Source organism: Floridaenema flaviceps BLCC-F50 (assembly GCF_041929275.2).
GTDB lineage: Bacteria > Cyanobacteriota > Cyanobacteriia > Cyanobacteriales > Aerosakkonemataceae > Floridanema > Floridanema flaviceps.
This window is the reverse complement of record NZ_JBHFNR020000001.1, coordinates 1,468,958-1,491,480: the sequence shown is the minus strand read 5'-3', so window position 1 is coordinate 1,491,480 and position 22,523 is coordinate 1,468,958. Positions and strand designations below refer to the sequence as shown.

Here is a 22,523-nt window from a genome sequence, read left to right as displayed (position 1 = left end):
TTGTCAAGACTTTAGTCTTGAAATTGTTTGACAATACTTTTCAACTATCTGTAAAATCCGTTCGGCTGCATGACCATCACCAAAAGGATTAACAGCTGTTGCCATTGCTTGGTATGACTCCCGATTACACAATAATTCAGTAGTAGTAGAAAAGAGCCGTAAGGGATTAGTACCAACTAACTTAGCTGTTCGGGCGGCGATCGCCTCTGGACGTTCTGTAGTCTCTCGTAAAACTAAAACAGGTTTCCCCAAACTCGGCGCTTCTTCCTGAAGTCCACCAGAATCAGTTAATAACAAATAACAACCCTGAATCGCTGCCACTAATTCTGTATAATCCAAAGGTTCTGTCAAGAAAACTCGCGGATGATTCCCCAAAATTTCTTTTAACGGTTCTCGAACAGTCGGATTACGATGTAAAGGTAATAATAAAGCTGTGTCAGGAAACTTCTCTAAAATTAACAAGAAACCTTGAGCAATATCTTTTAAAGGTTCACCCCAATTTTCCCGCCGATGAACTGTGGCTAATAAAGTCCGATATTTCTGCCAATCTAAATTCGGAATATTACAAGTAGGATTTTGCTTCGCTACAGTTAATAACGCATCAATTACCGTATTCCCAGTTTGGTGAATTTCTCCTACAACTCCCGATCGCTGCAAATTTTCTACAGCTAAAGCAGTCGGCGCAAAATGTAATTGCGTAATTTGGGAAATTAACCTTCGATTCGCTTCTTCTGGATAGGGATTAAATAAGTCATCCGTTCTCAATCCCGCTTCCACATGACCAACAGGAATCTTTTGGTAAAATGCCGCTAATGCAGCAGCAAAAGCAGTGGTAGTATCTCCTTGAACGATCGCCAAATCAGGCTGTACTTCAGCAAATAAACTTTCCAACCCTGACAAACTACGACAAGTAATATCCGTCAGCGTTTGCTGATGTTGCATAATCGCTAAATCGCGATCGGCATCAATTTTAAACAACTCCATCACTTGTGCCACCATCTCTCGATGCTGACCTGTTAACACCACTTGTGTTTCAAAAGCAGGCGATCGCTTAAACTGTTGAATAACCGGAGCTAATTTAATCGCTTCTGGTCGCGTTCCCAAAATAATACAGACTTTGTAGACAGATTCAGGCATAAAAATCACAAGTTAATTACATCGGGTAAATTACCCGATGTAATATCTTATAACAACTACCAAACTAACTCTTGAAATTATTAATTACCCTATCCCTTCATCTTCTGCCTTCTGCCTTCTGCCCTCTGCCTTCTGCCTAAAATTTCCCATGAAAAAACCCGGCTGCTACCGGGCCTTAGAACCGTTATCAGAAACGGCTAGCTAGGGTCCTTAGATGGAAGAATCAACATCACAAGTCAAAGGACAAGCTGCATACACAGAACTATGACTTGGGTTTTCATCTCCACGCAACCAATTTAACCAAGATACTTCTTGAGGATTCACTCCTTTAAAAGAAAGCATCGCTGCGCCAGCAATAATTGTTAACACATTCAAACCAATTAAACCGCCAGCAACTAACAATACCGCACTAACTGGCATGATTGATTGCAGAGCGATCGACAACACCGATCCCACAACCACCATCAACATCACGATCGGGAAACCTACTACCAACAAGCAAACCGATAACGTAAACGTCCAAATCAGAAAACTTTTAATTGTGCCAAATGAATAAGACTTGGTTGAGTTGAGGCTTTTTGCTAAAACCATACCCATCTCTCCTTGAGTAATCTCAAATTATTGGACTTGGCTAAAATCTCGTACTGTGCATCCCAGCTTCTTTACCAGGTGGTTCTAAGTATATATTAAAGTTTTGATGAAGATGAGCGATCGTTCAACAAACTTTACATTCACCAGTTGACATTTATGTTCCTGCAAAACCGTCAGAAATTTTCAGATTAAGATGCTGATAAACCATTAAATTTAAAAGTACCGCTTCTGTGTGGCATCTCTCTACAGATAGACCCTGCCTTAAATTTATTTCCCCCGCCATCCAGCAATCATTGGCAAACTATTTACTTAACATTTCTTATACTTGGTGACAGTTGTTCTCATAATTTGTTTATGAAAATTACAACAACCAACCCAAGCCGCAACAGAGAGCAGAGCAGACAAGAGGACTCTTGAGAATCCTTCTTTCACCGCATCAGGAGCGTCAGGAGCGTCCCCGTTCCCCGTTCCCTTACCTGAGCAACAAACGATCGGCCAACTTTACCTAAAATTTAAAAATTAATGTTGCTCAACAGAAATTTTTGGGAAAACTTCATATAGAAGAGATATGGGCTGTCGGCTCTATCCCAAGACCAAAGTTTCCTATTCTCATAAATCCAACAGACTTATGACAGATTCAAACCGCCCACAAACGCCTCCTCCACCCGGTTCTCGCCCCCTTCCTCCCGGAGGAATGCCGCCCGCTGCCAGGAGAATGCCACCCGCACAAGCAACTCCCGGAGCAGCCCAGCGGTATACAGATGAAACCATGCCCTTGCCTCCCGGTGCCAGACCACCCGGAGTACCACCAACCAACCCAGGTGTACCTCCGCGCACCCCAAACCCAGGGGCAACACAGACAGTGGCGCGGACTCAGGGTAACGGAGCAACACAGCAAGTGGCGCGGACTCAGGGTGCAGGTGCAACACAACCAATGGCGGGAATGCCAGATACCGCTGCTACACAACCGCTATCTTCAGCACCACGCACCGCACCACCTTCAGCACCACCCTCAGCACCACCCTCAGCACCACCCTCAGCACCACCAAGAACACAGCAAACTCCTCCCCCATCAGCACCACCAACTGCACCAGCACAACTGGCTTCAGTTGCATCTTCTGGCAATGGTTTTGGCCCTTCACCTGGACAACCCACCCTAGCAGAAATAGTGAAAAACGCCTTTGACAACGGGATTTCCGATATTCACGCTGGTGTGGGAGAAAAGCCCCGTTTCCGTAAGCGGGGCGACATCAACGCTACGGATTACCCCGAAACTGATTACCCCACCTTTATGAGTTGGTTACAAGAGGTGATGACAGACGAGGAAATTCAGAAATTTGAAGAACATCTGGATTTTGACGGCGTAACTCAGTACGAGTTCTCCCGCGCCCGGATCAACGTTTTCGGCTCAATGAAAGGCCCGGAACCTTGGTAATGCGCTTAATTCCCAACAATATCTTGTCAATGGAGCAGTTAAATTTGCCTCCAGTGTTTAAAGATATCTGCCATTACCACAAAGGTTTGATCTTGGTGACAGGGCCAACTGGATCGGGTAAATCCACCACGATGGCAGCGATGATCGATTACATTAACAAGAATATGGCTAAGCACATTATCACGATCGAAGACCCGATCGAATTTGTGCATACCAGTCGAATGTCTTTGATTAAACACCGCGAAGTCGGACAACATACCCGTAAATTTGACAACGCCTTGAAAGCAGCTTTGCGGGAAGACCCAGACTTGATTCTAGTCGGTGAAATGCGGGACAAAGAAACTGTGAACACCGCTCTCAAAGCTGCCCAAACAGGTCACTTAGTCGCAGGTACCCTGCACACAAATAGCGCGGTGAAAACAATTGAGCGGATTCTTAACCTATACTCCGCAGAAGAACAACCCTCAATGAAAGTTGCGATCGCAGAATCCCTAGTCGCAATTATCGCTCAAGGATTGTGCAAAACCACAGACGGCAAACGTGCTGCCTATCACGATATCCTCATCAATACCGAGGCTATTAAAGAGTACATTGTCCAAGGTAAATACGAAGAAATTAGTGGCATCATGCTGAAGTCCAAATTCGACGGAATGCAAACTATGAACCAAGCACTCTTAGCTTTGTATCAAGAAGGTCGAATTACTGAAGAAGAAGCTTTGGAAAAATCACCCACACCTAACGAAATGGCTCAATTCCTCCGAGGTCGTGTTTAACACTAAAATTAGAAAGGCAAAAGGAATGATAAATTATCTATTCTTTTGCCTTTCGCCTTTCTCCTTCCATCCTTTTTGAATTTTTGCCTTGAACCAAAATCATCCCCAGTTACCCGAACTTTTTAAAGGCATTGCACTGTTTACTCCAGGTGGAGATCTCATTTATTGCATTGACCCAAATAAACAAGGTCGATGGCATTTAGATTTATGTGCCGGGTTACAAGAAATGCTGGGACTATCAGAACCTCCACATTTTTTAGTACCTTGCTACACCGCTACTATTGATAAATGGTTAGACCCGCGCAGTCAAAAATTACGCATTTCTGCCGAAGCTTACCCTTTAGTAATGCGACATCAAGCATTACTAAATGCAGTCTTTGGCATTGATAATTTAGTTTGGCAACTTGCACCTTGGCAAGAAGGTCTTTGTGACTCAATTGTTTTGGGTACTTATCGGGAACAATTTCCTCAACTTTGGGAAGAAAATGACTTAGTAGTGCGGTTTGAAAGGAATGGTTTAATTAATTATTTTCAGCAAAAACCCGATGACTCTCATCTTTTACCTCCAGAATCTCAAGGTTATGTGTTGCGTTTGTTTGTGTCAAATTACAGTGTAGCCACAGAAAGGATTCTGCAAAATTTATATAAATTGTTAGAAGAATCTCTTAATTGTCCCTATACATTAAAAGTAATTGATGTTTTTAAACATCCAGAACAAGCAGAAGCAGACCAAGTTTCTGCTACCCCGACTTTGGTAAAAGTATGGCCTAAACCTATTAAAAGAATTGTTGGTGAAATAGAAGATATGAATAAAATTTTACGCTTGTTGTTACCTCCAGATGTTTAAAAATAGTTCGTTGTAAGCACTTCAGTGCTTAAGACTTCAGTCGTTACAACGAACCTAAATGATTGTTTTGGGGATGCACAGATCGGGGGAACATAAATTGGGAAATTCCATAGTAGTTACTTTCAATGTATCTAGTTCTACCCGCCGTATTACATGATTGTTTGTATCGGCAATAAATAGGAGAAAACCTGCTGCACTTAAACCACTTGGCTCAAAAAACCTGGTGTTTTTTCCTTGACCATCTTGATGTCCGGCAACTCCATCTCCTAACATAGTTTGACATTTACCTGTGTGAGGGTCTACGCGCTTAATTTTATGATTGTAAGTATCGGCTATCCAAAGATAATCTGGGATATATTTTACTCCCAAACAATGTTGTAATCTGACTTCGGAACCAATACCATCAACATCCCCAAATCCAAATAATTCTCCACTACCACAGACTGTCCGTACTTCGTCTAAATCAGCTAAACCAACTGCCCGAATTGAACTAATTTCGCTATCAGCAATATACAATTCTCTCTTGTCAGTTGTGATTCCACTAGGTTGGGCAAAAGCTGAGTTACTTAGAGAACCATCAACGCAACCTTCTCCACCTGTACCAGCATAAGTGCGAATTAGACCTGTTTCTAGTTCCATTTCCCAGATTTGGTGTGGCCCTGCCATAGCAATATATAAGCTATTACCGATTTTTTCTAAATCCCAAGGGGAATTAAGGGCAGTTTCTAAAGCTTGACCACTCTGAGGACTGATATAATGACCTTGTTCGCCTGTTCCGGCTATGGTTTTTACTTGTTGATTTTTTAGGTCTACTTGCCGTAAAGTATGGTTTTCTGTGTCAGCAATGTAGAGAAGTTGTTGTTCTTCATCTAATGCCATGCCTTGGGGGGCAAAAAATTGTGCTTGGGTAAAATCACCATCAGTTAAACCAGATTTACCATTACCAATTATGTGTAATAGTTCCCCTTCTAAGGTACTAATAATAATGCGATGATGTCCTGTATCAGCAATAAATAGTCGATTTCCTTCTCCGTCAGCTAGTACTTTTCCGGGAAAGGCTAATGGTGTGGTTAAGGGGTGTTTTTGTTTTTCTAAATTTACTGAGAACTCTTGAAAGTTGAGGCTTCCCTTTTCTTGATATGCTTGAATCATTTGGGAAATTAATTCGTCTAAAGCGTCGCGGTGGCCTTCTCCAGATACACTACTTATACAATAAGTTTCGGGATCGATGATCACTAAAGTAGGCCAAGCACGCACGGCATATTGTTGCCAAATTTCAAAGTTTTGATCTACTATTACTGGATGTTCGATGTCGTAACGCAGAATCGCTTGACGAATATTTTCGATCTCTTGTTCGTTGTCGAATTTGGCGGAGTGAACGCCGATAACGGTAAGAGTGTCTTTGTATTTCTGCTCTAAATATTTTAATTCGGGTAGGACGTGCAGGCAGTTAATGCAGCAATAAGTCCAAAAGTCTAGAATTACTATTCGCCCTTTTAATTCCTTTAAGGATAAGGGTCGATCGGTATTTAGCCAAGTAAAGTTTTGGGGTAATTCTGGCGCTCTGACGCGAGGTGCCATAGTTTCTCCTTATGTAAAGTTTTGTAAGCGCGATCGCATCCAAGTTACTCCATTCTTAAGCCTATCACTCAATCTGACCGAAAATAATGGGATACAAGCCCCGTCCTAGAAGTACGGCTTTTTCTTGATCTTTTTAATCCAGTCGCGGACTACCTCTGATACCGTTGTGTCTGTGCTTTTTGCATATTCTTTTAGAGTTTCGTACTCGGAATGTGACTGAAAATTATTCGGTTTTCTGTAGAGACGTTGTATACAACGTCTCTACTGTGTATACAACGTCTCTACTGTCTTCCCAGCTTGGTAGGCAAAAAATGTTGCTTCAGTAACTAACTATTCCACAGGAACACTTGTTTGTACTGCTGTTTCAGAAGCATTAACCTCAGAACTTGTCTGTTCCACCTCTGTTTCCCCCGCAGTTGCAGAAGTTTCTTCCGATTGTAGTGGTGATTCTAATTCCAGAACTGGCGTTTCTACGGTAATAATTGGCAAACTGGGTGGAGATTTCACCTTTTTGCCACCACCAGGTAACTCGAAGCGTTCCAACAGCTTTCTAAAATTCAACCTTTTTGGTTTGCTAATGGGTTGTGTCTCAGTTATTTCTGCTGGACTTTTCTCTTCCCAAATAGGTGTAGCTTCAACCTTGGGTTCCTCTGTTGTTTCTTCTGAAGGTGCTGATACTTCCTTAATTATCGGTTCCGGGGTGGGGGTTTCCGTGACTTCCGGTACAACTTCTGGTTCTACTTCGGCTTGTGCTTTAGTTTCTGGAACTGGTGTGACTTCCGGTTCAGGAGTTGGTGTTTCTGTTACTTCCGGTACAACTTCTGGTTCTACTTCGGCTTGTGCTTTAGTTTCTGGAACTGGTGTGACTTCCGGTTCCGGGGTTGGTGTTTCTGTTACTTCCGGTACAGTTTCTGGTTCTACTTCTTCAATAACTGGTGTTTCTTCGGCTTTGGTAACTTCTGCTGGTGGTTGTGTTTCTTCAACTACCGGAACTTCTGCTTTAGTTTCTGGTGTTGGTGTAACTTCTGGTTCAGGGGTTGGTATGGTTTCCGGTTCTGGTGGTTTTGGAATGTAATTGCGATCAACTATCCCACGAGCATCGGCAACTGAAAGTTCACCTCGTACCAATTTTGATAGAGTATCTGCGCCATTCGGTTCATAACTCAACACCCGCACTGTACTGTTATACACATTTTCTAATGGCTTGCCCTGTTCGTCTAGCAATTCTAATTTGATCCAATTTTTCCCCGGTTTAAAGCCTTCGAGATAAATTGGTTGCCATTTATCAATGATGAAGCTTTTACCATTGACCGTGCAGCGAATTTTCCAATCAGCAATTTCATCATCAGGATTTTTTTGTGCTATTGAATGTAAGGGCGCATTGGTGAGGTAAAAGTCCAGCATGATAGGTTCCGCACCGTAGCTAGCTTGAGGACGGCTGTACGTTAACAGGGGTTGGGTAGCATTCGGGTTATTTTCCTCGGTTTTGGTAAAAACATGGAAGGTAGTTTGGGCGTATGCACCCTCGTTTTTAAAGCTTTCATGCCAAGGACGAGAGGCGAAAACCCTGATGGTGTGAGTACCTGGGGCTACGTCGGAAAAAACTAAAGGTTGGTTAGGGTCATAAACTGCTTGATAAGGTTGGTTGTCTAAAAAAACGTGCAGGTGTGGCCCTAATCCTAGTTCAGAATTTTTGAATATGGGTAAATCTGCCACCTGAAATTTTACTCTCACGTTGTTGTCTTGTAAAATTTCGTCGGATTGCGGACTAAGTATGCTGACTTTGGGTTGGTAACTTTCTAATCCTTGTCGCAGTTCTTGAATAGTTTGCGGAGGGGAAACTTCTACAATGTTTTTTTCTATGCTTAACCCAGACTCAGATCTATTTTTCTCATTTTGTTTTGTAGAGGCTCCATTGGCACAACTTACTAAACTAAGAATTACCAATGCTGCCAATAAGAAACTTAATAGCTGTTTTGCCTTTCCTTGTCGCCATTTTTGCATATACACCTTTTAATACTCCTAAACAACCAATAATAGACTTCTCAGTAAGCTATTCATTTGAGACTATAGCCCAAAACGGCTCAGTGCCTTACGGTTTAGGTATTAATCACTGATTAACCTAATAGTTAAACTTTGCTAATCTTTGAGTTTTGTAAACTAAATCGCAACACCCCTTGACTTTTTTACCAAGAGTTATAGGGTAAAAGCTAGTAAGTGTCTATGCTCCAGGATATTTGAATTATTGTTAACTAGTTTTAGAAAGAATAGGAACCTAGTCCTATAATTCATCAAAAGGAACTACCCCCTACCAAACACAGACGAGCTACAAGCTAAAAGTACTGATTTGGTAAAATCTTTCCTACAGCAGGGGTGGCCTGGAGAAACCGAAAGTCTAGGTAATTTCCGAAAAAATTGGAAAATACTTTAGTCTAGAGGTGAGAAAACTGCGGAAGTGCAATTCGTGGTTAAAGCTCGTGGAGTCCGACGGTGCGCCGGGACAAAGAAGCGAGAAGCCCGAACGAAACCCTTTCAGGGTGAGGGAGGGTAGCACGACACCTAACAAAACCTCAAGATAAATTCCAACGGGGTAAACCTCGTGCCTTAGTTAAAGAGAGAGGAGAGTCTTCATGACGATAAGTCCTCCAGAGCGAGAGGCAAAGGTAAGGGTGGTAGTTGATAATGATCCGGTGCCTACTTCGTTTGAGAAGTGGTCTCAGCCTGGACATTTCGATCGCACCTTATCCAAAGGGCCCAAAACCACAACCTGGATTTGGAACCTACACGCTAACGCCCACGACTTCGATAGTCATACCAGTGACCTAGAAGATGTATCTCGGAAGATCTTCAGCGCTCACTTCGGTCACTTGGCAGTTATTTTTGTCTGGTTAAGCGGCATGTATTTTCATGGCGCTAAATTCTCCAACTACGAAGCTTGGTTAGCCAACCCCACTGGCATTAAACCCAGTGCTCAGGTGGTTTGGCCGATCGTAGGTCAGGAAATTTTAAATGCCGATGTAGGCGGTGGTTTCCACGGGATTCAGATTACCTCTGGATTCTTCTATATCTGGCGGGCTGCTGGCTTTACCAATAGCTTCCAGCTATACTGCACCGCGATTGGTGGGCTAGTAATGGCAGCTTTGATGCTGTTTGCTGGCTGGTTCCACTATCACAAACGCGCTCCCAAACTGGAATGGTTCCAGAATGCGGAGTCGATGATGAACCACCACCTGTCAGTGTTGCTGGGTTGCGGCTCTTTGGGTTGGGCTGGACACCAAATCCACGTTTCTCTGCCAATCAACAAACTCTTAGATGCTGGGGTAGCACCAAAAGATATTCCCTTGCCTCATGAGTTCATCCTGAACAAGGATTTGATGACAGAGTTGTATCCAAGCTTTGCCCAAGGTTTGGCTCCATTCTTTACCTTGAACTGGGGAGTTTATTCCGACTTCCTGACATTTAAAGGTGGTCTGAACCCCGTAACAGGCGGCTTGTGGTTGTCTGACTCAGCACATCACCACTTAGCGATCGCAGTTCTGTTCATCATTGCAGGCCATATGTACCGGACAAACTGGGGCATTGGTCACAGCATGAAGGAAATTTTAGAGAACCACAAAGGCCCCTTCACTGGCGAAGGTCACAAGGGACTGTATGAAATTCTCACAACTTCCTGGCACGCACAACTGGCAATTAACTTAGCCATGATGGGTTCGCTGTCCATCATCGTCGCCCAGCATATGTATTCGATGCCACCGTATCCTTACTTGGCAACGGACTATGCAACGCAGTTGTCAATCTTCACTCACCATATGTGGATTGGCGGCTTCTTAATCGTGGGTGGTGCTGCACACGGCGCTATCTTCATGGTGCGGGACTACGATCCAGTTGTGAATCAGAACAACTTGCTCGATCGCGTAATCCGTCATCGGGACGCAATTATTTCCCACTTAAACTGGGTATGTATGTTCTTGGGCTTCCATAGCTTTGGTTTGTACGTCCACAACGACACCATGCGTGCGTTTGGTCGTCCCCAAGACACCTTCTCTGATACTGGCATTCAACTACAACCAGTATTCGCTCAGTGGGTACAAAATATCCACACTTTGGCTCCAGGTGGTACTGCTCCTAACGCTTTACAACCTGCTAGCTATGCCTTCGGCGGCGATGTCGTTGCCGTAGGTGGCAAAGTGGCAATGATGCCAATTGCTTTGGGTACGGCAGACTTCTTGGTACACCATATCCATGCGTTTACCATCCACGTCACCGTGCTGATCCTGCTCAAGGGCGTACTATTCGCTCGTAGCTCTCGTCTGATTCCAGACAAAGCAAACTTGGGCTTCCGTTTCCCCTGCGACGGTCCAGGTCGCGGCGGCACCTGCCAAGTATCTGGTTGGGACCACGTATTCTTAGGACTGTTCTGGATGTATAACTGCATCTCGGTTGTCATCTTCCACTTCAGCTGGAAAATGCAATCAGATGTTTGGGGTACTGTAGACCCAGATGGCACAGTTTCTCACATCACAGGTGGTAACTTTGCTCAAAGCGCGATTACAATCAACGGTTGGTTGCGCGATTTCTTGTGGGCGCAAGCCTCACAAGTGATTAACTCCTACGGCTCTGCTCTGTCAGCTTACGGTTTACTGTTCTTAGGCGCTCACTTCGTTTGGGCATTCAGCCTAATGTTCTTATTCAGTGGTCGTGGTTACTGGCAAGAGTTGATCGAATCGATAGTTTGGGCTCACAATAAACTAAAAGTGGCTCCTTCGATTCAGCCTCGCGCTCTGAGTATTATTCAGGGTCGCGCAGTAGGGGTGGCTCACTACCTCTTAGGAGGAATTGTCACTACTTGGGCATTCTTCCTAGCTCGCTCGCTGTCTTTAGGATAAGAGCACGGAAAAAGCTTCTGGGTTTTGAGTTACCAAGTTTTGCACTTTCCTCAAAATTTCAGAATTCAGAACCCAGAAGCTCAGTACGTCGTTGATGATTTAAGCAAGATCCAGCATTCATCAAGGCTTATGGCAACAAAATTCCCCAAATTTAGCCAAGACCTTGCTCAAGACCCGACTACTCGTCGGATTTGGTACGGGATTGCTACAGCCCACGACTTTGAAAGCCATGATGGCATGACGGAGGAAAATCTTTATCAAAAGATCTTCGCCTCCCACTTCGGTCACATCGCGATCATTTTCTTGTGGACCTCCGGTAACCTGTTCCACGTTGCGTGGCAAGGCAATTTTGAACAGTGGATAAAAGATCCATTAAATATCCGTCCCATTGCTCACGCGATTTGGGACCCCCAATTCGGTAAACCAGCAGTTGAAGCTTTCACCCAAGCTGGTGCTAACTATCCAGTGAATATCACCTACTCCGGTCTATACCACTGGTGGTACACCATCGGGATGCGGTCAAACAATGACTTGTACCAAGGTGCGTTGTTCCTGCTAGTACTCTCAGCAATCTTCTTGTTCGCAGGTTGGTTGCACTTACAGCCTAAGTTCCGCCCCAGCTTGTCTTGGTTCAAAAACGCTGAATCTCGTCTGAACCACCACTTGGCTGGTCTGTTCGGTGTGAGCTCTCTGGCTTGGGCAGGTCACTTGATCCACGTTGCCATCCCCGAAGCTCGCGGACAGCACGTAGGTTGGGATAATTTCCTGAGTATCAAGCCTCACCCAGCTGGTCTACTACCCTTTTTCACTGGAAATTGGGGAGTTTACGCGGCAAACCCCGATACTGCTGGTCATGTATTTGGTACAGCTACAGGTTCAGGTAGCGCTATTTTGACCTTCTTGGGTGGTTTCCATCCTCAGACTCAATCTCTGTGGTTGACAGATATTGCACATCACCATTTGGCGATCGCAGTTCTGTTTATCGTCGCAGGTCATATGTACCGGACGAACTTCGGAATTGGTCACAGTATCAAGGAAATGATGAATGCCAAGGATTTCTTTGGCACCAAAGTTGAAGGGCCGTTCAATATGCCTCACCAAGGCATTTATGACACCTACAACAACTCCTTGCACTTCCAGTTGGGTTGGCACCTAGCTTGCTTGGGTGTAATTACCTCCTTGGTGGCTCAACATATGTACTCGATGCCTCCCTACGCTTTCATAGCGCAGGACTACACAACCCAAGCAGCGCTGTACACCCACCACCAATACATTGCCGGGTTTATCATGGTCGGTGCTTTCGCCCACGGAGCAATCTTCTGGGTGCGGGACTATGACCCTGAGCAAAACAAAGGCAACGTACTCGATCGCGTACTGCAACACAAAGAAGCGATCATCTCCCACCTGAGTTGGGTATCTCTCTTCCTGGGCTTCCACACGCTGGGCTTGTATGTCCACAACGACGTGGTAGTTGCCTTCGGAACTCCTGAAAAGCAAATCTTGATCGAACCTGTATTCGCTCAGTTCGTTCAGTCTGCTAACGGTAAGGTGCTCTACGGTATGCACACCTTGCTGTCCAACCCAGATAGCATTGCTTCTACCGCTTGGCCTAACCACGCCAACGTTTGGTTACCTGGCTGGTTGGATGCAATCAACGCTGGCACCAACTCTCTATTCCTAACAATTGGCCCTGGCGATTTCTTGGTTCACCATGCGATCGCACTCGGCTTGCACACCACCACCTTAATCTTGGTTAAAGGTGCGTTGGATGCACGCGGCTCTAAGCTGATGCCCGACAAGAAAGACTTCGGCTATGCCTTCCCTTGCGATGGCCCTGGTCGTGGTGGTACTTGCGACATCTCTGCTTGGGACTCTTTCTACCTCGCTATGTTCTGGATGCTGAACACCATTGGTTGGGTAACTTTCTACTGGCACTGGAAGCATCTGGGTATTTGGCAAGGCAACGTAGCTCAGTTCAATGAGTCTTCTACATACCTCATGGGCTGGTTACGTGATTACCTCTGGCTATACTCTGCTCAGTTGATCAACGGGTATAACCCCTACGGCATGAACAACCTGGCAGTCTGGTCTTGGATGTTCCTCTTCGGACACCTAGTTTGGGCTACTGGCTTCATGTTCCTGATTAGCTGGCGCGGTTACTGGCAAGAGTTGATCGAAACCCTAGTTTGGGCACACGAGCGTACTCCTCTAGCGAACTTAGTTCGTTGGAAAGACAAGCCAGTTGCTCTGTCGATCGTTCAAGCTCGTTTGGTTGGTTTAGCTCACTTCGCTGTGGGTTATGTCCTCACCTACGCAGCTTTCGTAATTGCCTCTACTGCTGGTAAGTTCGGTTGATGAGAGTTAACTGAAATAGCCTCGTAGTTAGGTAATTAATAAATCCCCTGCCCTTTGGGTGGGGGATTTTTGATTAATAGACTTTTGGTAAAAAGACTTTTGGTAAAAGTTGAAAATTTGGGATTTTTTTACCACAGATTGGACACAGATAAAGGCTAAAACTTTCTATGACAACTGGTGCAGAATATGAAGCAAGAATACAAACCTATGATTGGAAACAACTTGCTGATTTGTGGAGTCAAATTGAAATGACACGGGCTTATGTGATTACAGAAGGCGAACTCGATCGCGAAATTTTGCAAAAAATACTCCCGGAAAATTTAGTAAATCAGACTAAGTTTGTAGCAGGTGCAGGTAAATATAGTGCTCAATCTCTCGCTAGCACTATTCTGGCGATTAAATTATTACCCGTAGCTTTGATAATTGATGCTGATACAGAAGATGAATCAGCTGTTAAAGAACAGTCAGCTTTATTGCATCAATTACTTTATCAATCTTCCCCTGGAATTCCCTTCTCAGTTTTCTTAGCTGTTCCAGAATTAGAAGCTATTCTGGTGCAAGACCAGGCTTTAATAGAAACAATTAGCGATCGACAATTATCCGATATAGAATGGCAATTTGCCAAAATTAACCCCAAACAATTTTTAAAATCCTTAACTAAAGCTTCATACGCTCAAGCTATTCAAAATATTCTAAATAACCTCAATCAAGAACAACTGCATATTTTACGGCAGCATCCTCTGATTGCTGAATTAATTAATTTTTTGTCTTCCCTTTCGCCAGCATTGAGTAGCTTATAAAATAACTCAAAAACTGGAGTAAAGTAATCTGTATGGTCAGGTTGCCAGACGACATCATAACGACGGTGTTAAATTTACAAAGAAGGCTGTTGGAAGGAATTGATGAAGCCAAAGCAGCAGAAATAGCTATTTTTGAACAATATGGGGAGACAGAGGCAACTGCTACAGTGTTAGAGCAGCTGCAAAATGCGGCAGAACGCTTGAGAACTCCTTACTTAGGTCTATTCCAACTGTTGCTCAGGATTGCTGAAGCTCAACCTACTGCTCCTCCTGCTATGCTGAATTCATTGGCTCAAACAATTGGGAGAGCGCAAGCTGCCGCCGATGCTTCCTCAGCAAGTGTTCAAGAAGCTAAAAGGGATTGGAACATACTATGACTGAACAACCAAAACTTCCCGACCCGGAGAAAGTTAAAAAAACTGTTGCGATGCTACGAGACAGCAATCACCAGCTTGAGGCTGTAGCTTTAGAAATAGAAGAACTCATTGCAATGGTAGAAGCTGAGATTCGCAACAGTCCAATAAATGTTTATCGTCGGGAAAAGGCTAAACGTTTAGCTGAATCAATTAATCAGGTATCAGAGAGCTAAATTTTTTTATTCACTCTGTTAGTCAGGCTCTATTCCTGGGAATAATAAACAGGTCGTGGGAGTTTTATCTCAAAAAGTAGTGATGACTTGGGTTTTAGTTTTAGCGATCGCACTAAGTTTCCTCACCGGAGTCAGTCTAACTTACTCGCTCTTGAAACAACAAATTAATCAACAAAAAGAAGCTCAAACAACACAAATAGAAAAGACAGTTGAGCAATTAGAAAAAGCTCATGAATCTCGAATGCAAACAACCATTAACTCATTAAGGCAGCATTATGACAACCAGTTAAATCAAGCTACCGAACTATTACAAAAAGAATTTGAAGTAAAGGCTTTGAATTTGCAGCAAACTCTGGAGGAAAACGCTAGAGTTAAAGCCTTAACAGACTTTCAATCAGAGAAAGATAGGCTGGAAAAGACCTTTGAAGAAAAGTACCGCTTAGAACTTACTAAATGGAAAACTCTATACGAAAAATCGATTCGTGAATCAAGCTTGAAGAGTAGTCGAAGTGTAATCAAAGGTAGAGTTTTTGAGCAATTGTTACCCTTATTGCCTGGGTTAAAATATCATCCGGGAGATATGAGATTTATCGGTTCGCCCATAGATTATATTATCATTGACGGTTATGATGAAGCCAAAGAAAATCTAGGGGAAATTCGATCGATTATTCTGGCAGATGTCAAAACAGGTAATCGCGCCAAACTCTCTCCTATACAATTAAAAATCAAAGCTGCTGTTGATGCTGGGCGAGTGCGTTGGGAAACAATATGGATTGATAAAAACCTGCAAATTTCCACTTCCAATCAAAGTCAAATTCCTGTAAAATCATCAGTTGTTGCGGAAAATGTAGATAATATAACTAATGAAAGCTCTCTTGATTTAAGCCAGCAAATTGTCGCTTGGGGTAATACCCGAAAAATTGAGTATATTTCCCAATTAATTAGTTATGGATATCACCCAAACGGTAATGTTCGGAGATTAACAGCATCAGCTATTGGCAAAATTGCGGCATCTCATAAATTGAGACAAGAGATTAAACAAGCAATACCAGTATTAGGAAAACTGAGTCAAGATGAAAAGCCGCAAGTACGAGTTTATGCAGTGAAGGCATTAAGTGTAATCCCTTTAGATGAAGTTTTACCTTTTCTGAAACTTGCTTTAGAAGATCCTATTGGTTATGTAAGTAGAGCGGCAAATCAAGCGTTAAAATCAAGGAATTGACAAGATCGATCGCACTCACTCCTCCAAAATCTCCACCAAATCTTCAATCATTACATCAAACGTCCTCGCCAATTTATATATAGCTGTATAATCAACCATAGCCAATTCCGAACGACGGGCATAACTCTTAACTGTGTTGTAAACCACTCCAGAGCGATCGGCAACTTCCTTAAGTGTCCAGCCTTTCTCCGCTGCTAGTTCCCGAATTCTTAGTCTTACTAGACCCATGCTTGACTAATGGTGCAACTCCACCTGATAATAAATACTTAGCAATGTAAAAGCAATCGCCCCGGCGTGTGACAAACAAAAGGGCGATCGCATAAAAACCCTAAAAAGAGTCAAAAAGATCTTAGCAACATCCAAGAAAGAAATGCAAACATTTAACCCAATTCGATCGCTCAAAATCCCAGCATCAAAAATTGTCCACAAATCTCCAGTTATTCATCCCTTAGCGCGGTTCGTCACCGAAGAAGCAGCAGCGTTACTATTCAACATTTCCGTTGAGGAAATCTACAAAATCACTTGCTTGCGTTATGTTGTCCACGTTCACGGCAAAAGAATCAGCAGATTTGTCAGTTATGCCGACTTTCCGCCGATTGTAAACGTCACCTTGCCCACACCATTAGATTTTTACTTTTGGCATAAACGCTGGAGAAAGAAACCAGCCCAAGAATTCTGGAAAAAATTCTATATCTATCAGTTCGAGAGAGCGGTTTGTGCAGCACAATTGTGGGAGTGGAGTAACCTGGTAGCTAAAGTCAAAACTCTATTTACCAACTCAGTAATAGAAACCCTCAGAGAAGTTGCCGCCAAACAACAAAGTTTGCTGAATTTGTCCCTAGTTTAACTATGGACACTCGCACCGTCAAGGTACGCAGCAACAGGACAGATGGAATTAGGATTAGGAGTTGAACAAGCAATCAAAGTAGCGCGGAATACTTCCTATTGGGAAGTGCGTTCTGGCGAGACAATAGTGGCATTTAATGAACTGTGTCATCAAATCAAAATTGAGATTACAAATCATCTCAAGAGAAATGCAAAAATTGAGGTGCGCGAACGCCTCCCCATTCCCCAAGAAGGTGCAAAAGTTGAAGTAAAAATAGAGCAAGTTTCACCGGAATGGGAAGAATATAAGCAAGAAGAACGGGGAACACCAATCCAAGGTGGTTATCGTTAGCAGGTGGAAGTACCTGCAAAAGAGCAAAAAGCTTTGGCAGTTGATTACAAAATTAAAACTTTTGTGGATAGCGAATTAATAGGAGGAAATCGTCGAGAATAATAGTTTGTGGATCTAGATCCCCGACTTCTTGAAGAAGTCGGGGATCTGAGCAGATCTAGATCCCCGACTTCTTGAAGAAGTCGGGGATCTGAGCAGATCTAGATCCCCGACTTCTTGAAGAAGTCGGGGATCTGAGCAGCAGCAATTAATAACCATATAAAAGCGATCTCAATATTTATGCAAACAATTCAATCAGAAAATGCGATCGTCCAAGAACTAACTTTCGATGCACCCGTCTCTGTTGTCACACTCCTAGAAGACAGAGCGGCAATCCAGAAAAAAGAACAGGATCATCTGACAAAATGGAATATTGTCACAAAAACAGTCAGGTTATATCTATCTAATATTGGGGCAGAATCGAGGATAATTAAAACTACGGAATGGCTGCCAGTTTCCGAGTTAGAACAGGTGAAAATAGAGGTAATTGCCGCTCAAACTACTGAGGGAGTGCACCTGATGAAAATGGTTTTTGTACTTGGAATTTTAGCCTGAGTCCTTATTCTCAACTCGCAGCTTCTTTAGTGTACAAAATTTCCTTGGCACCGGAGGTAAAGGGGATTAGTTGAAAAGGGGGGAAATAGAGTGCGATCGCCAACTTTGCACAATAGCCGAATAAATTAAGGAGCCGAAATGAAAAACAAAGACCGAATTCCAGCACTGCCAATTTCGATCGCCAAAGCTGCCAACAAAAAGCCTAAAATTTGAGTAATAATTATTGCCCCTTCCGCACCTAATAAATGATCAACGCGAGTAGATTGCCTGACAATTACCCAAGAGATAAACATCGCAGAAACTATTCCCAAAGCAACACTTAAACCCGCTTCAGGAGATTCCGACATTAACACCATGACCGTTGAAAGTGTACCAGGCCCCGCCAACAAAGGGAAAGCCAAAGGAGTAATAGCCACATCTCGTTCAGGCTCCACAATTGGTTCATCCATTTTTCCTTCCAACATTTGCAAAGCAATTAACAGCAATAACAGACCTCCAGCTACTTGCAAAGAACCCATACTTATATGTAAATAATTAAGAACTGTTTGTCCAACCAGAGCAAACAAAAGTAGCACCCCTGTAGCAAACAAAGCTGCTTTATTAAACACTTTATTTTTTTGCTCCGGTTCCATTCCTTTGGTTAAAATCAAAAAAACAGGTGCATTTCCCAAAGCATCAGCTAAGACAAATACAGCCACAAAAGATTTGACAAAGATAGGAATATCAATAACCGAAATATCAATAACCATAGGTCAGGAGTAACAACTATTTAAAGGGTAAAAAATCCCTCACCGTTTGGCAAGGGATTTTCAGAAATTGAAAGTTAGATTCGAGTCTGCCTTTAGAGAGAGCTAGAATTAAGCTTCGCTCTCAATGTAGATAAACAACAGACCCATTACTACGGCAGGTAAGAGCCAGGTAATGATGGGGATGAGAATCCAAGGCAAGAAAGAAGCTGCGTATGAACCTGTCATTTCAGAATCTCCAAAAAGGTTAAAGTGATTTTTGCCAAATTGATTATCTGACCATGTTACTGACAAGAGATAAAAAAATCTCCGTCAGTTTACCAGAGACAGAGGTTTAGTGATGGACTACACCACGAAAGATAGCGTCTACAACGTTGAAGTTTTCCAAGAGGAAAAAGGCAACGAAAGCGCCACCCATTGCACCAACAAAGAAACCAGCAGTCAACTGACTCCAACCCTCAGCAGTTTTAAGTGGTTCAGGAGCTTGAGGATTCTTGCTAGGAATAGTGCTGGTATTTTCTTGGAAAGAAGCCAGTCCATAAACAGACATACAAGCAGTAGCGATGAGAATCAACGCTAAACCAGAGATTAATCCGCCTAAGTTAGCAGCTTCGCCATAATCACGTAATGGCCCAAACTTAATCCAAGGGCCAATGATGAAGTAGCCGTGAGCCATGCCAATCTCTAAACCTCGGAGGATTGGAGATAAGCCTTTGCGGTAGGCTGGCAAATTACCGATGAAAGTTTTGGTAAAAGCGGAATCACTGATGGGGGTGGACAAGTGACCAACAAAAGGATCACCATTATAGGCTTTAACGACCTCTGCATCTCTAGGATCGGCCATACTTAATATTCCTCTTTGTTTGTTTGGAAATCTACAGAAGAACTTAAGCTCATATTCTAAGCAAATGGAGGTTATTTCATTACAGAATGAGTGTTCAGCTTTAAAAAAGTTAATCTTACGGACTGAGCAACTCGCAAAACTTTACGATTTAGACATTGACAAAAATGGTAGTTTGTGAGTCGATTGATTTGAGTCGATCGCAAATACCCTGTTTGCGACTCAAACCCCGTAGTCCGAAACCCAAGGATCGATCTGGAATTCTGCGGCTAAAAAGTCTCTAAAACAAAGTATTTTTGCCGGATAAAAACGACTACGGCGATAAACCGCATGAATTTGTAAGGGAGTTGGCTGATAATCTGGTAACACCACCTTAAGATCGCCTCGGTAAATCTCATCCCCAAACATCCAGACAGGCGCGATCGCAATCCCCAAACCCGACAACACTGCGGCGCGAATCGCAACAGAACTATTAGTTTGAAAACAGCCCCCAACCTGCACCTTAATAATGCCGTTTTTTCCTTGAAAATGCCACTCATTGCCCGTTGTCAGACGAGTATAAACCAGACAATTATGATGCACTAAATCATCTGGGTGTTGCGGTTCTCCTGCTTGCTCAAAATAACTTTTTGTTGCCACTGTGACACGGCGAGTTGTGCCGATGCGATCGCTAATTAGGGAACTATCCAAACGATTACCAATGCGGATTAAAAGGTCTAAACCATTCTCTACAATGTCCACAAAATGATCTGCCATCATCAGATCGATTTTCACATCAGGATAGCGTGCCATAAAAGCTTTTAACCGGGGAACAATCTGCATTTGCCCAAAAAGTACAGGACAACCCAAGCGTAAAATTCCTGTTGCTTGTTCTTTCCCCGTTAAACTTGCCTCCGCTTCCGCAACAGTTTCTAAGATTCGCTGACAGTATTGATAGTATTTTTTACCCTCCTCCGTCAAACTCAAATTGGTAGTAGAACGAGCGATTAACTGCACTCCTAAATATTTCTCTAAAGCTGCAATTTGTTTACTAATCGTCGGTTGGGTTGTCTTTTGTTCCCGCGCCACCGCAGAAAAACTATTCATTTCGATCGCCCGAACAAAGCTTTGCATACAGGCAATTCGATCCATACTGCACCTATTCCAAAATGGCATATAGCATATTCTATTTTGCCTACTTCTCAAAGAAATTTAAATAGATGATGATATGGTAATCAGGCGTTCTCACCATTAATACGTAGATGTTAAAACTCAAGTCCCTCAGTTTTTTGTTCGCTCCCTTAGCCCTCGCTAGTGTGATTAGTGTGGGAGATGTAGCGATAAATAGCTTTTTGCTCGACAGTCAAAATTTAGCTGTTGCTCAGGAAATGACGGCGCAGCAAAAGATCGACATCATTAATAAAAGCAAAGGACAAGTTGGTAGTGGCGATCAATTGCGCCGATTTTTCTACGGCGATTTATTACCATTAGCAGTACAACCTGGTGGAGCAGGTATGGTGGTAAATCTTTATAACAAAGCCAACGATATTACTTTCTCTTATTGTGCAACTTATGATGTGGTTGTAGCTATAAAAAAAGGAAGAGTAGCGATGTTTCCCGCCAATGAAGTTAAGTAATTAGCTATTAATAAAGCAATAAAATTTACTGCTATAAGGGAACTTCTGAAGAATTTTCTTGCACTCCTGAGCAGAACCTCCATTCTTCGTTCCCAGGTTGAACCTGGGAACGAGGATCTGGGAGGTTCCACCTCCTTTGAGTGCAAAACTTACCCTATAAATAGTGAACTAAGGGAGATTTAAACATGGAACTTCAAGATATTTTTGCTTTATTACATCCAGCGATCGCCATTATTGTCGTCTTTCCCTTAATCGGAATTGTGTCGAATCGTGCCCTGCTGACTCGGCAACGCCGTCTGCAAGTTGCTAATGGGCAAAAAAGTAAAATTCCGCCAATAGTAGGTTCGGAGCACGTAGCGATCGGTAATTGGTTAAGTGGCTCAGTAGTCGGGGTGACTCTATTAGGAATGGCTTATCCCATCTTCTCAAAAATGCTCAGTAATAACAGCCTGACTAAAGAACCTTTTAGAGCCTTTTTTATCATTGCTATTTTCCTGTTAACCATTGCTTCTTTTGCCTTGGTTTTTAAAGCAAAGGGGAAACTATGGCGGGGTATTTTTGCCAGTATCACGGGCATGGGATTGATTATTTTAGGCTTTCAGCCCGAAATATTCCGACGGGATAATGAATGGTTTGTCTCGCATTTTTATTATGGTATAATAGCTGCTTTATTGATGATTTTTTCTGTGGCGATCGTCCAAGATATTTATCAGGATAGACAAAATCGCTGGCGCACCGTTCATATAATTCTTAATTGTTTTGCTCTACTGCTGTTTATCGGTCAAGGAATCACTGGTGCAAGGGATTTACTAGAGATTCCCCTTCATTGGCAACAGCAATATATCTATAAATGTGATTTTACTAACAAAACTTGTCCTCAACTCAAATAAAATGGTGATTAAAAAATGCTCAACCCCAGAATTTTTGCCCTAGAAGCTCATGTACGTTTCTCCGAAGAAGCCGCTACGGTGACTGAAATTATTCAGACTGAAAATTCTAGTATCGCTATTTGGGGAGTCAAAACTGGACAAATTGTACAAGCTCATTCTCACCCCAATGGACAAGATACTTGGGTGGTGCTTCGAGGTAGTTTGACCTATTATTTAGGTAATAATCAAAGCCAAAGTTTGAATGCTGGTGAAGTCGCTATAGCGGAAAAAAACCAGATTCATGGGGCGGTGAATGAAAATAATGAAGATGCTGTGTTTGTCTCCATTTATTCTGCTCCCCAAATTGGCTATGAAATAGCATCACCTTAATCAACAGCATGAAAGTTGCCAACCTCTATGAAGCTAAAACAAATCGAGAATTAGCTAAACTTAGTCCTCGTGAA

22 protein-coding genes and 1 pseudogene are annotated in these 22,523 nt (G+C 43.0%); 14 read left to right on the top strand and 9 right to left on the bottom strand.

Translation table 11 applies throughout. The annotated features are described in order from the left end of the window. Nucleotides 1–3 precede the first annotated feature (3 nt). Nucleotides 4–1,137 carry a non-hydrolyzing UDP-N-acetylglucosamine 2-epimerase gene (gene wecB, locus ACE1CI_RS07100; RefSeq protein WP_413261694.1) on the bottom strand — a complete coding sequence of 378 codons (1,134 nt, stop codon included), beginning with the start codon at nt 1,135–1,137 and terminating at the stop codon, nt 4–6. A gap of 210 nt (nt 1,138–1,347) precedes the next feature. Next, nucleotides 1,348–1,728 (bottom strand): hypothetical protein, encoded by a 381-nt coding sequence (locus tag ACE1CI_RS07095; protein ID WP_413261695.1) that lies wholly within the window; start codon nt 1,726–1,728, stop codon nt 1,348–1,350. Nucleotides 1,729–2,671: 943 nt separating this feature from the next. Between ACE1CI_RS07095 and ACE1CI_RS07090 the strand changes: the two are divergent. Both ACE1CI_RS07090 and ACE1CI_RS07085 read left to right on the top strand, forming a co-directional pair. Continuing rightward, a pseudogene (locus tag ACE1CI_RS07090) lies at nt 2,672–3,936 on the top strand (type IV pilus twitching motility protein PilT). A 79-nt stretch (nt 3,937–4,015) separates the two neighbouring features. Continuing rightward, on the top strand, nt 4,016–4,783 hold the full coding sequence (locus ACE1CI_RS07085; protein ID WP_459563987.1) for a circadian clock KaiB family protein: 768 nt from the start codon (nt 4,016–4,018) through the stop codon (nt 4,781–4,783). 54 nt (nt 4,784–4,837) lie between these two features. Here the strand turns inward: ACE1CI_RS07085 and ACE1CI_RS07080 are convergent, their stop codons facing one another. Together ACE1CI_RS07080 and ACE1CI_RS07075 are read right to left on the bottom strand one after the other, a co-directional pair. After that, the gene (locus tag ACE1CI_RS07080) at nt 4,838–6,364 is read right to left on the bottom strand and encodes a thioredoxin-like domain-containing protein (protein ID WP_413261697.1); all 1,527 of its coding nucleotides are present in this window, start codon (nt 6,362–6,364) and stop codon (nt 4,838–4,840) included. A 330-nt stretch (nt 6,365–6,694) separates the two neighbouring features. Then, nucleotides 6,695–8,368, bottom strand: coding sequence for a hypothetical protein (locus ACE1CI_RS07075; protein ID WP_496615600.1), 1,674 nt, complete (start codon nt 8,366–8,368; stop codon nt 6,695–6,697). A gap of 626 nt (nt 8,369–8,994) precedes the next feature. On the opposite strand from ACE1CI_RS07075, the gene psaA reads away from it, so the two are divergent. The 6 genes from psaA (at nt 8,995) to ACE1CI_RS07045 (ending at nt 16,216) form a co-directional block, all read left to right on the top strand. After that, on the top strand, nt 8,995–11,250 hold the full coding sequence (gene psaA / locus ACE1CI_RS07070) for a photosystem I core protein PsaA (RefSeq protein ID WP_413261698.1): 2,256 nt from the start codon (nt 8,995–8,997) through the stop codon (nt 11,248–11,250). Between the two features lie 129 nt (nt 11,251–11,379). Further along, nucleotides 11,380–13,605, top strand: coding sequence for a photosystem I core protein PsaB (gene psaB, locus ACE1CI_RS07065; protein WP_413261732.1), 2,226 nt, complete (start codon nt 11,380–11,382; stop codon nt 13,603–13,605). A gap of 167 nt (nt 13,606–13,772) precedes the next feature. After that, entirely contained in the window at nt 13,773–14,405 is a 633-nt protein-coding gene (locus ACE1CI_RS07060) for a hypothetical protein (protein ID WP_413261699.1), read from the top strand. A gap of 32 nt (nt 14,406–14,437) precedes the next feature. Next, a complete protein-coding gene (locus ACE1CI_RS07055) occupies nt 14,438–14,782 on the top strand; it encodes a hypothetical protein (RefSeq protein WP_413261700.1) in 345 nt (114 codons plus the stop codon). After that, complete coding sequence (locus ACE1CI_RS07050; RefSeq protein ID WP_413261701.1) at nt 14,779–14,994, top strand: hypothetical protein; 216 nt, start codon at nt 14,779–14,781, stop codon at nt 14,992–14,994. Before ACE1CI_RS07055 ends, ACE1CI_RS07050 begins: the two co-directional genes overlap by 4 nt. Before the next feature lie 82 nt (nt 14,995–15,076). Then, nucleotides 15,077–16,216 carry a Holliday junction resolvase-like protein gene (locus ACE1CI_RS07045; protein ID WP_413261702.1) on the top strand — a complete coding sequence of 380 codons (1,140 nt, stop codon included), beginning with the start codon at nt 15,077–15,079 and terminating at the stop codon, nt 16,214–16,216. 15 nt (nt 16,217–16,231) lie between these two features. Here the strand turns inward: ACE1CI_RS07045 and ACE1CI_RS07040 are convergent, their stop codons facing one another. Further along, a complete protein-coding gene (locus ACE1CI_RS07040; RefSeq protein WP_413261703.1) occupies nt 16,232–16,444 on the bottom strand; it encodes a helix-turn-helix domain-containing protein in 213 nt (70 codons plus the stop codon). 142 nt (nt 16,445–16,586) lie between these two features. Between ACE1CI_RS07040 and ACE1CI_RS07035 the strand changes: the two genes are divergently transcribed. The 3 genes from ACE1CI_RS07035 (at nt 16,587) to ACE1CI_RS07025 (ending at nt 17,987) form a co-directional block, all read left to right on the top strand. Then, the gene (locus tag ACE1CI_RS07035) at nt 16,587–17,063 is read left to right on the top strand and encodes a hypothetical protein (protein ID WP_413261704.1); all 477 of its coding nucleotides are present in this window, start codon (nt 16,587–16,589) and stop codon (nt 17,061–17,063) included. 42 nt (nt 17,064–17,105) lie between these two features. After that, nucleotides 17,106–17,393, top strand: coding sequence for a hypothetical protein (locus tag ACE1CI_RS07030; RefSeq protein ID WP_413261705.1), 288 nt, complete (start codon nt 17,106–17,108; stop codon nt 17,391–17,393). A 279-nt stretch (nt 17,394–17,672) separates the two neighbouring features. Then, a complete protein-coding gene (locus ACE1CI_RS07025) occupies nt 17,673–17,987 on the top strand; it encodes a hypothetical protein (protein ID WP_496615292.1) in 315 nt (104 codons plus the stop codon). 125 nt (nt 17,988–18,112) lie between these two features. On the opposite strand, the gene ACE1CI_RS07020 is transcribed toward ACE1CI_RS07025, so the two are convergent. The 4 genes from ACE1CI_RS07020 to ACE1CI_RS07005 all read right to left on the bottom strand — a co-directional run bounded on the left by ACE1CI_RS07020 (nt 18,113) and on the right by ACE1CI_RS07005 (nt 20,705). Beyond that, on the bottom strand, nt 18,113–18,736 hold the full coding sequence (locus ACE1CI_RS07020; protein ID WP_413261707.1) for a MarC family protein: 624 nt from the start codon (nt 18,734–18,736) through the stop codon (nt 18,113–18,115). Nucleotides 18,737–18,844: 108 nt separating this feature from the next. Continuing rightward, nucleotides 18,845–18,961: a photosystem I reaction center subunit VIII gene (locus ACE1CI_RS07015; RefSeq protein WP_413261708.1), complete on the bottom strand. Its 117-nt coding sequence runs from the start codon at nt 18,959–18,961 to the stop codon at nt 18,845–18,847. A gap of 106 nt (nt 18,962–19,067) precedes the next feature. After that, nucleotides 19,068–19,577, bottom strand: coding sequence for a photosystem I reaction center protein subunit XI (locus ACE1CI_RS07010; protein ID WP_413261709.1), 510 nt, complete (start codon nt 19,575–19,577; stop codon nt 19,068–19,070). Between the two features lie 219 nt (nt 19,578–19,796). Beyond that, nucleotides 19,797–20,705: a LysR family transcriptional regulator gene (locus tag ACE1CI_RS07005; protein ID WP_413261710.1), complete on the bottom strand. Its 909-nt coding sequence runs from the start codon at nt 20,703–20,705 to the stop codon at nt 19,797–19,799. 110 nt (nt 20,706–20,815) lie between these two features. Here ACE1CI_RS07005 and ACE1CI_RS07000 point away from each other — a divergent pair, with 110 nt between their 5' ends. The 3 genes from ACE1CI_RS07000 to ACE1CI_RS06990 all read left to right on the top strand — a co-directional run bounded on the left by ACE1CI_RS07000 (nt 20,816) and on the right by ACE1CI_RS06990 (nt 22,449). After that, entirely contained in the window at nt 20,816–21,190 is a 375-nt protein-coding gene (locus tag ACE1CI_RS07000) for a hypothetical protein (protein WP_413261711.1), read from the top strand. Nucleotides 21,191–21,375: 185 nt separating this feature from the next. Further along, nucleotides 21,376–22,080 carry a DUF4079 domain-containing protein gene (locus tag ACE1CI_RS06995; RefSeq protein WP_413261712.1) on the top strand — a complete coding sequence of 235 codons (705 nt, stop codon included), beginning with the start codon at nt 21,376–21,378 and terminating at the stop codon, nt 22,078–22,080. 15 nt (nt 22,081–22,095) lie between these two features. After that, a complete protein-coding gene (locus tag ACE1CI_RS06990) occupies nt 22,096–22,449 on the top strand; it encodes a cupin domain-containing protein (protein WP_496615291.1) in 354 nt (117 codons plus the stop codon). Nucleotides 22,450–22,523: the final 74 nt, after the last annotated feature.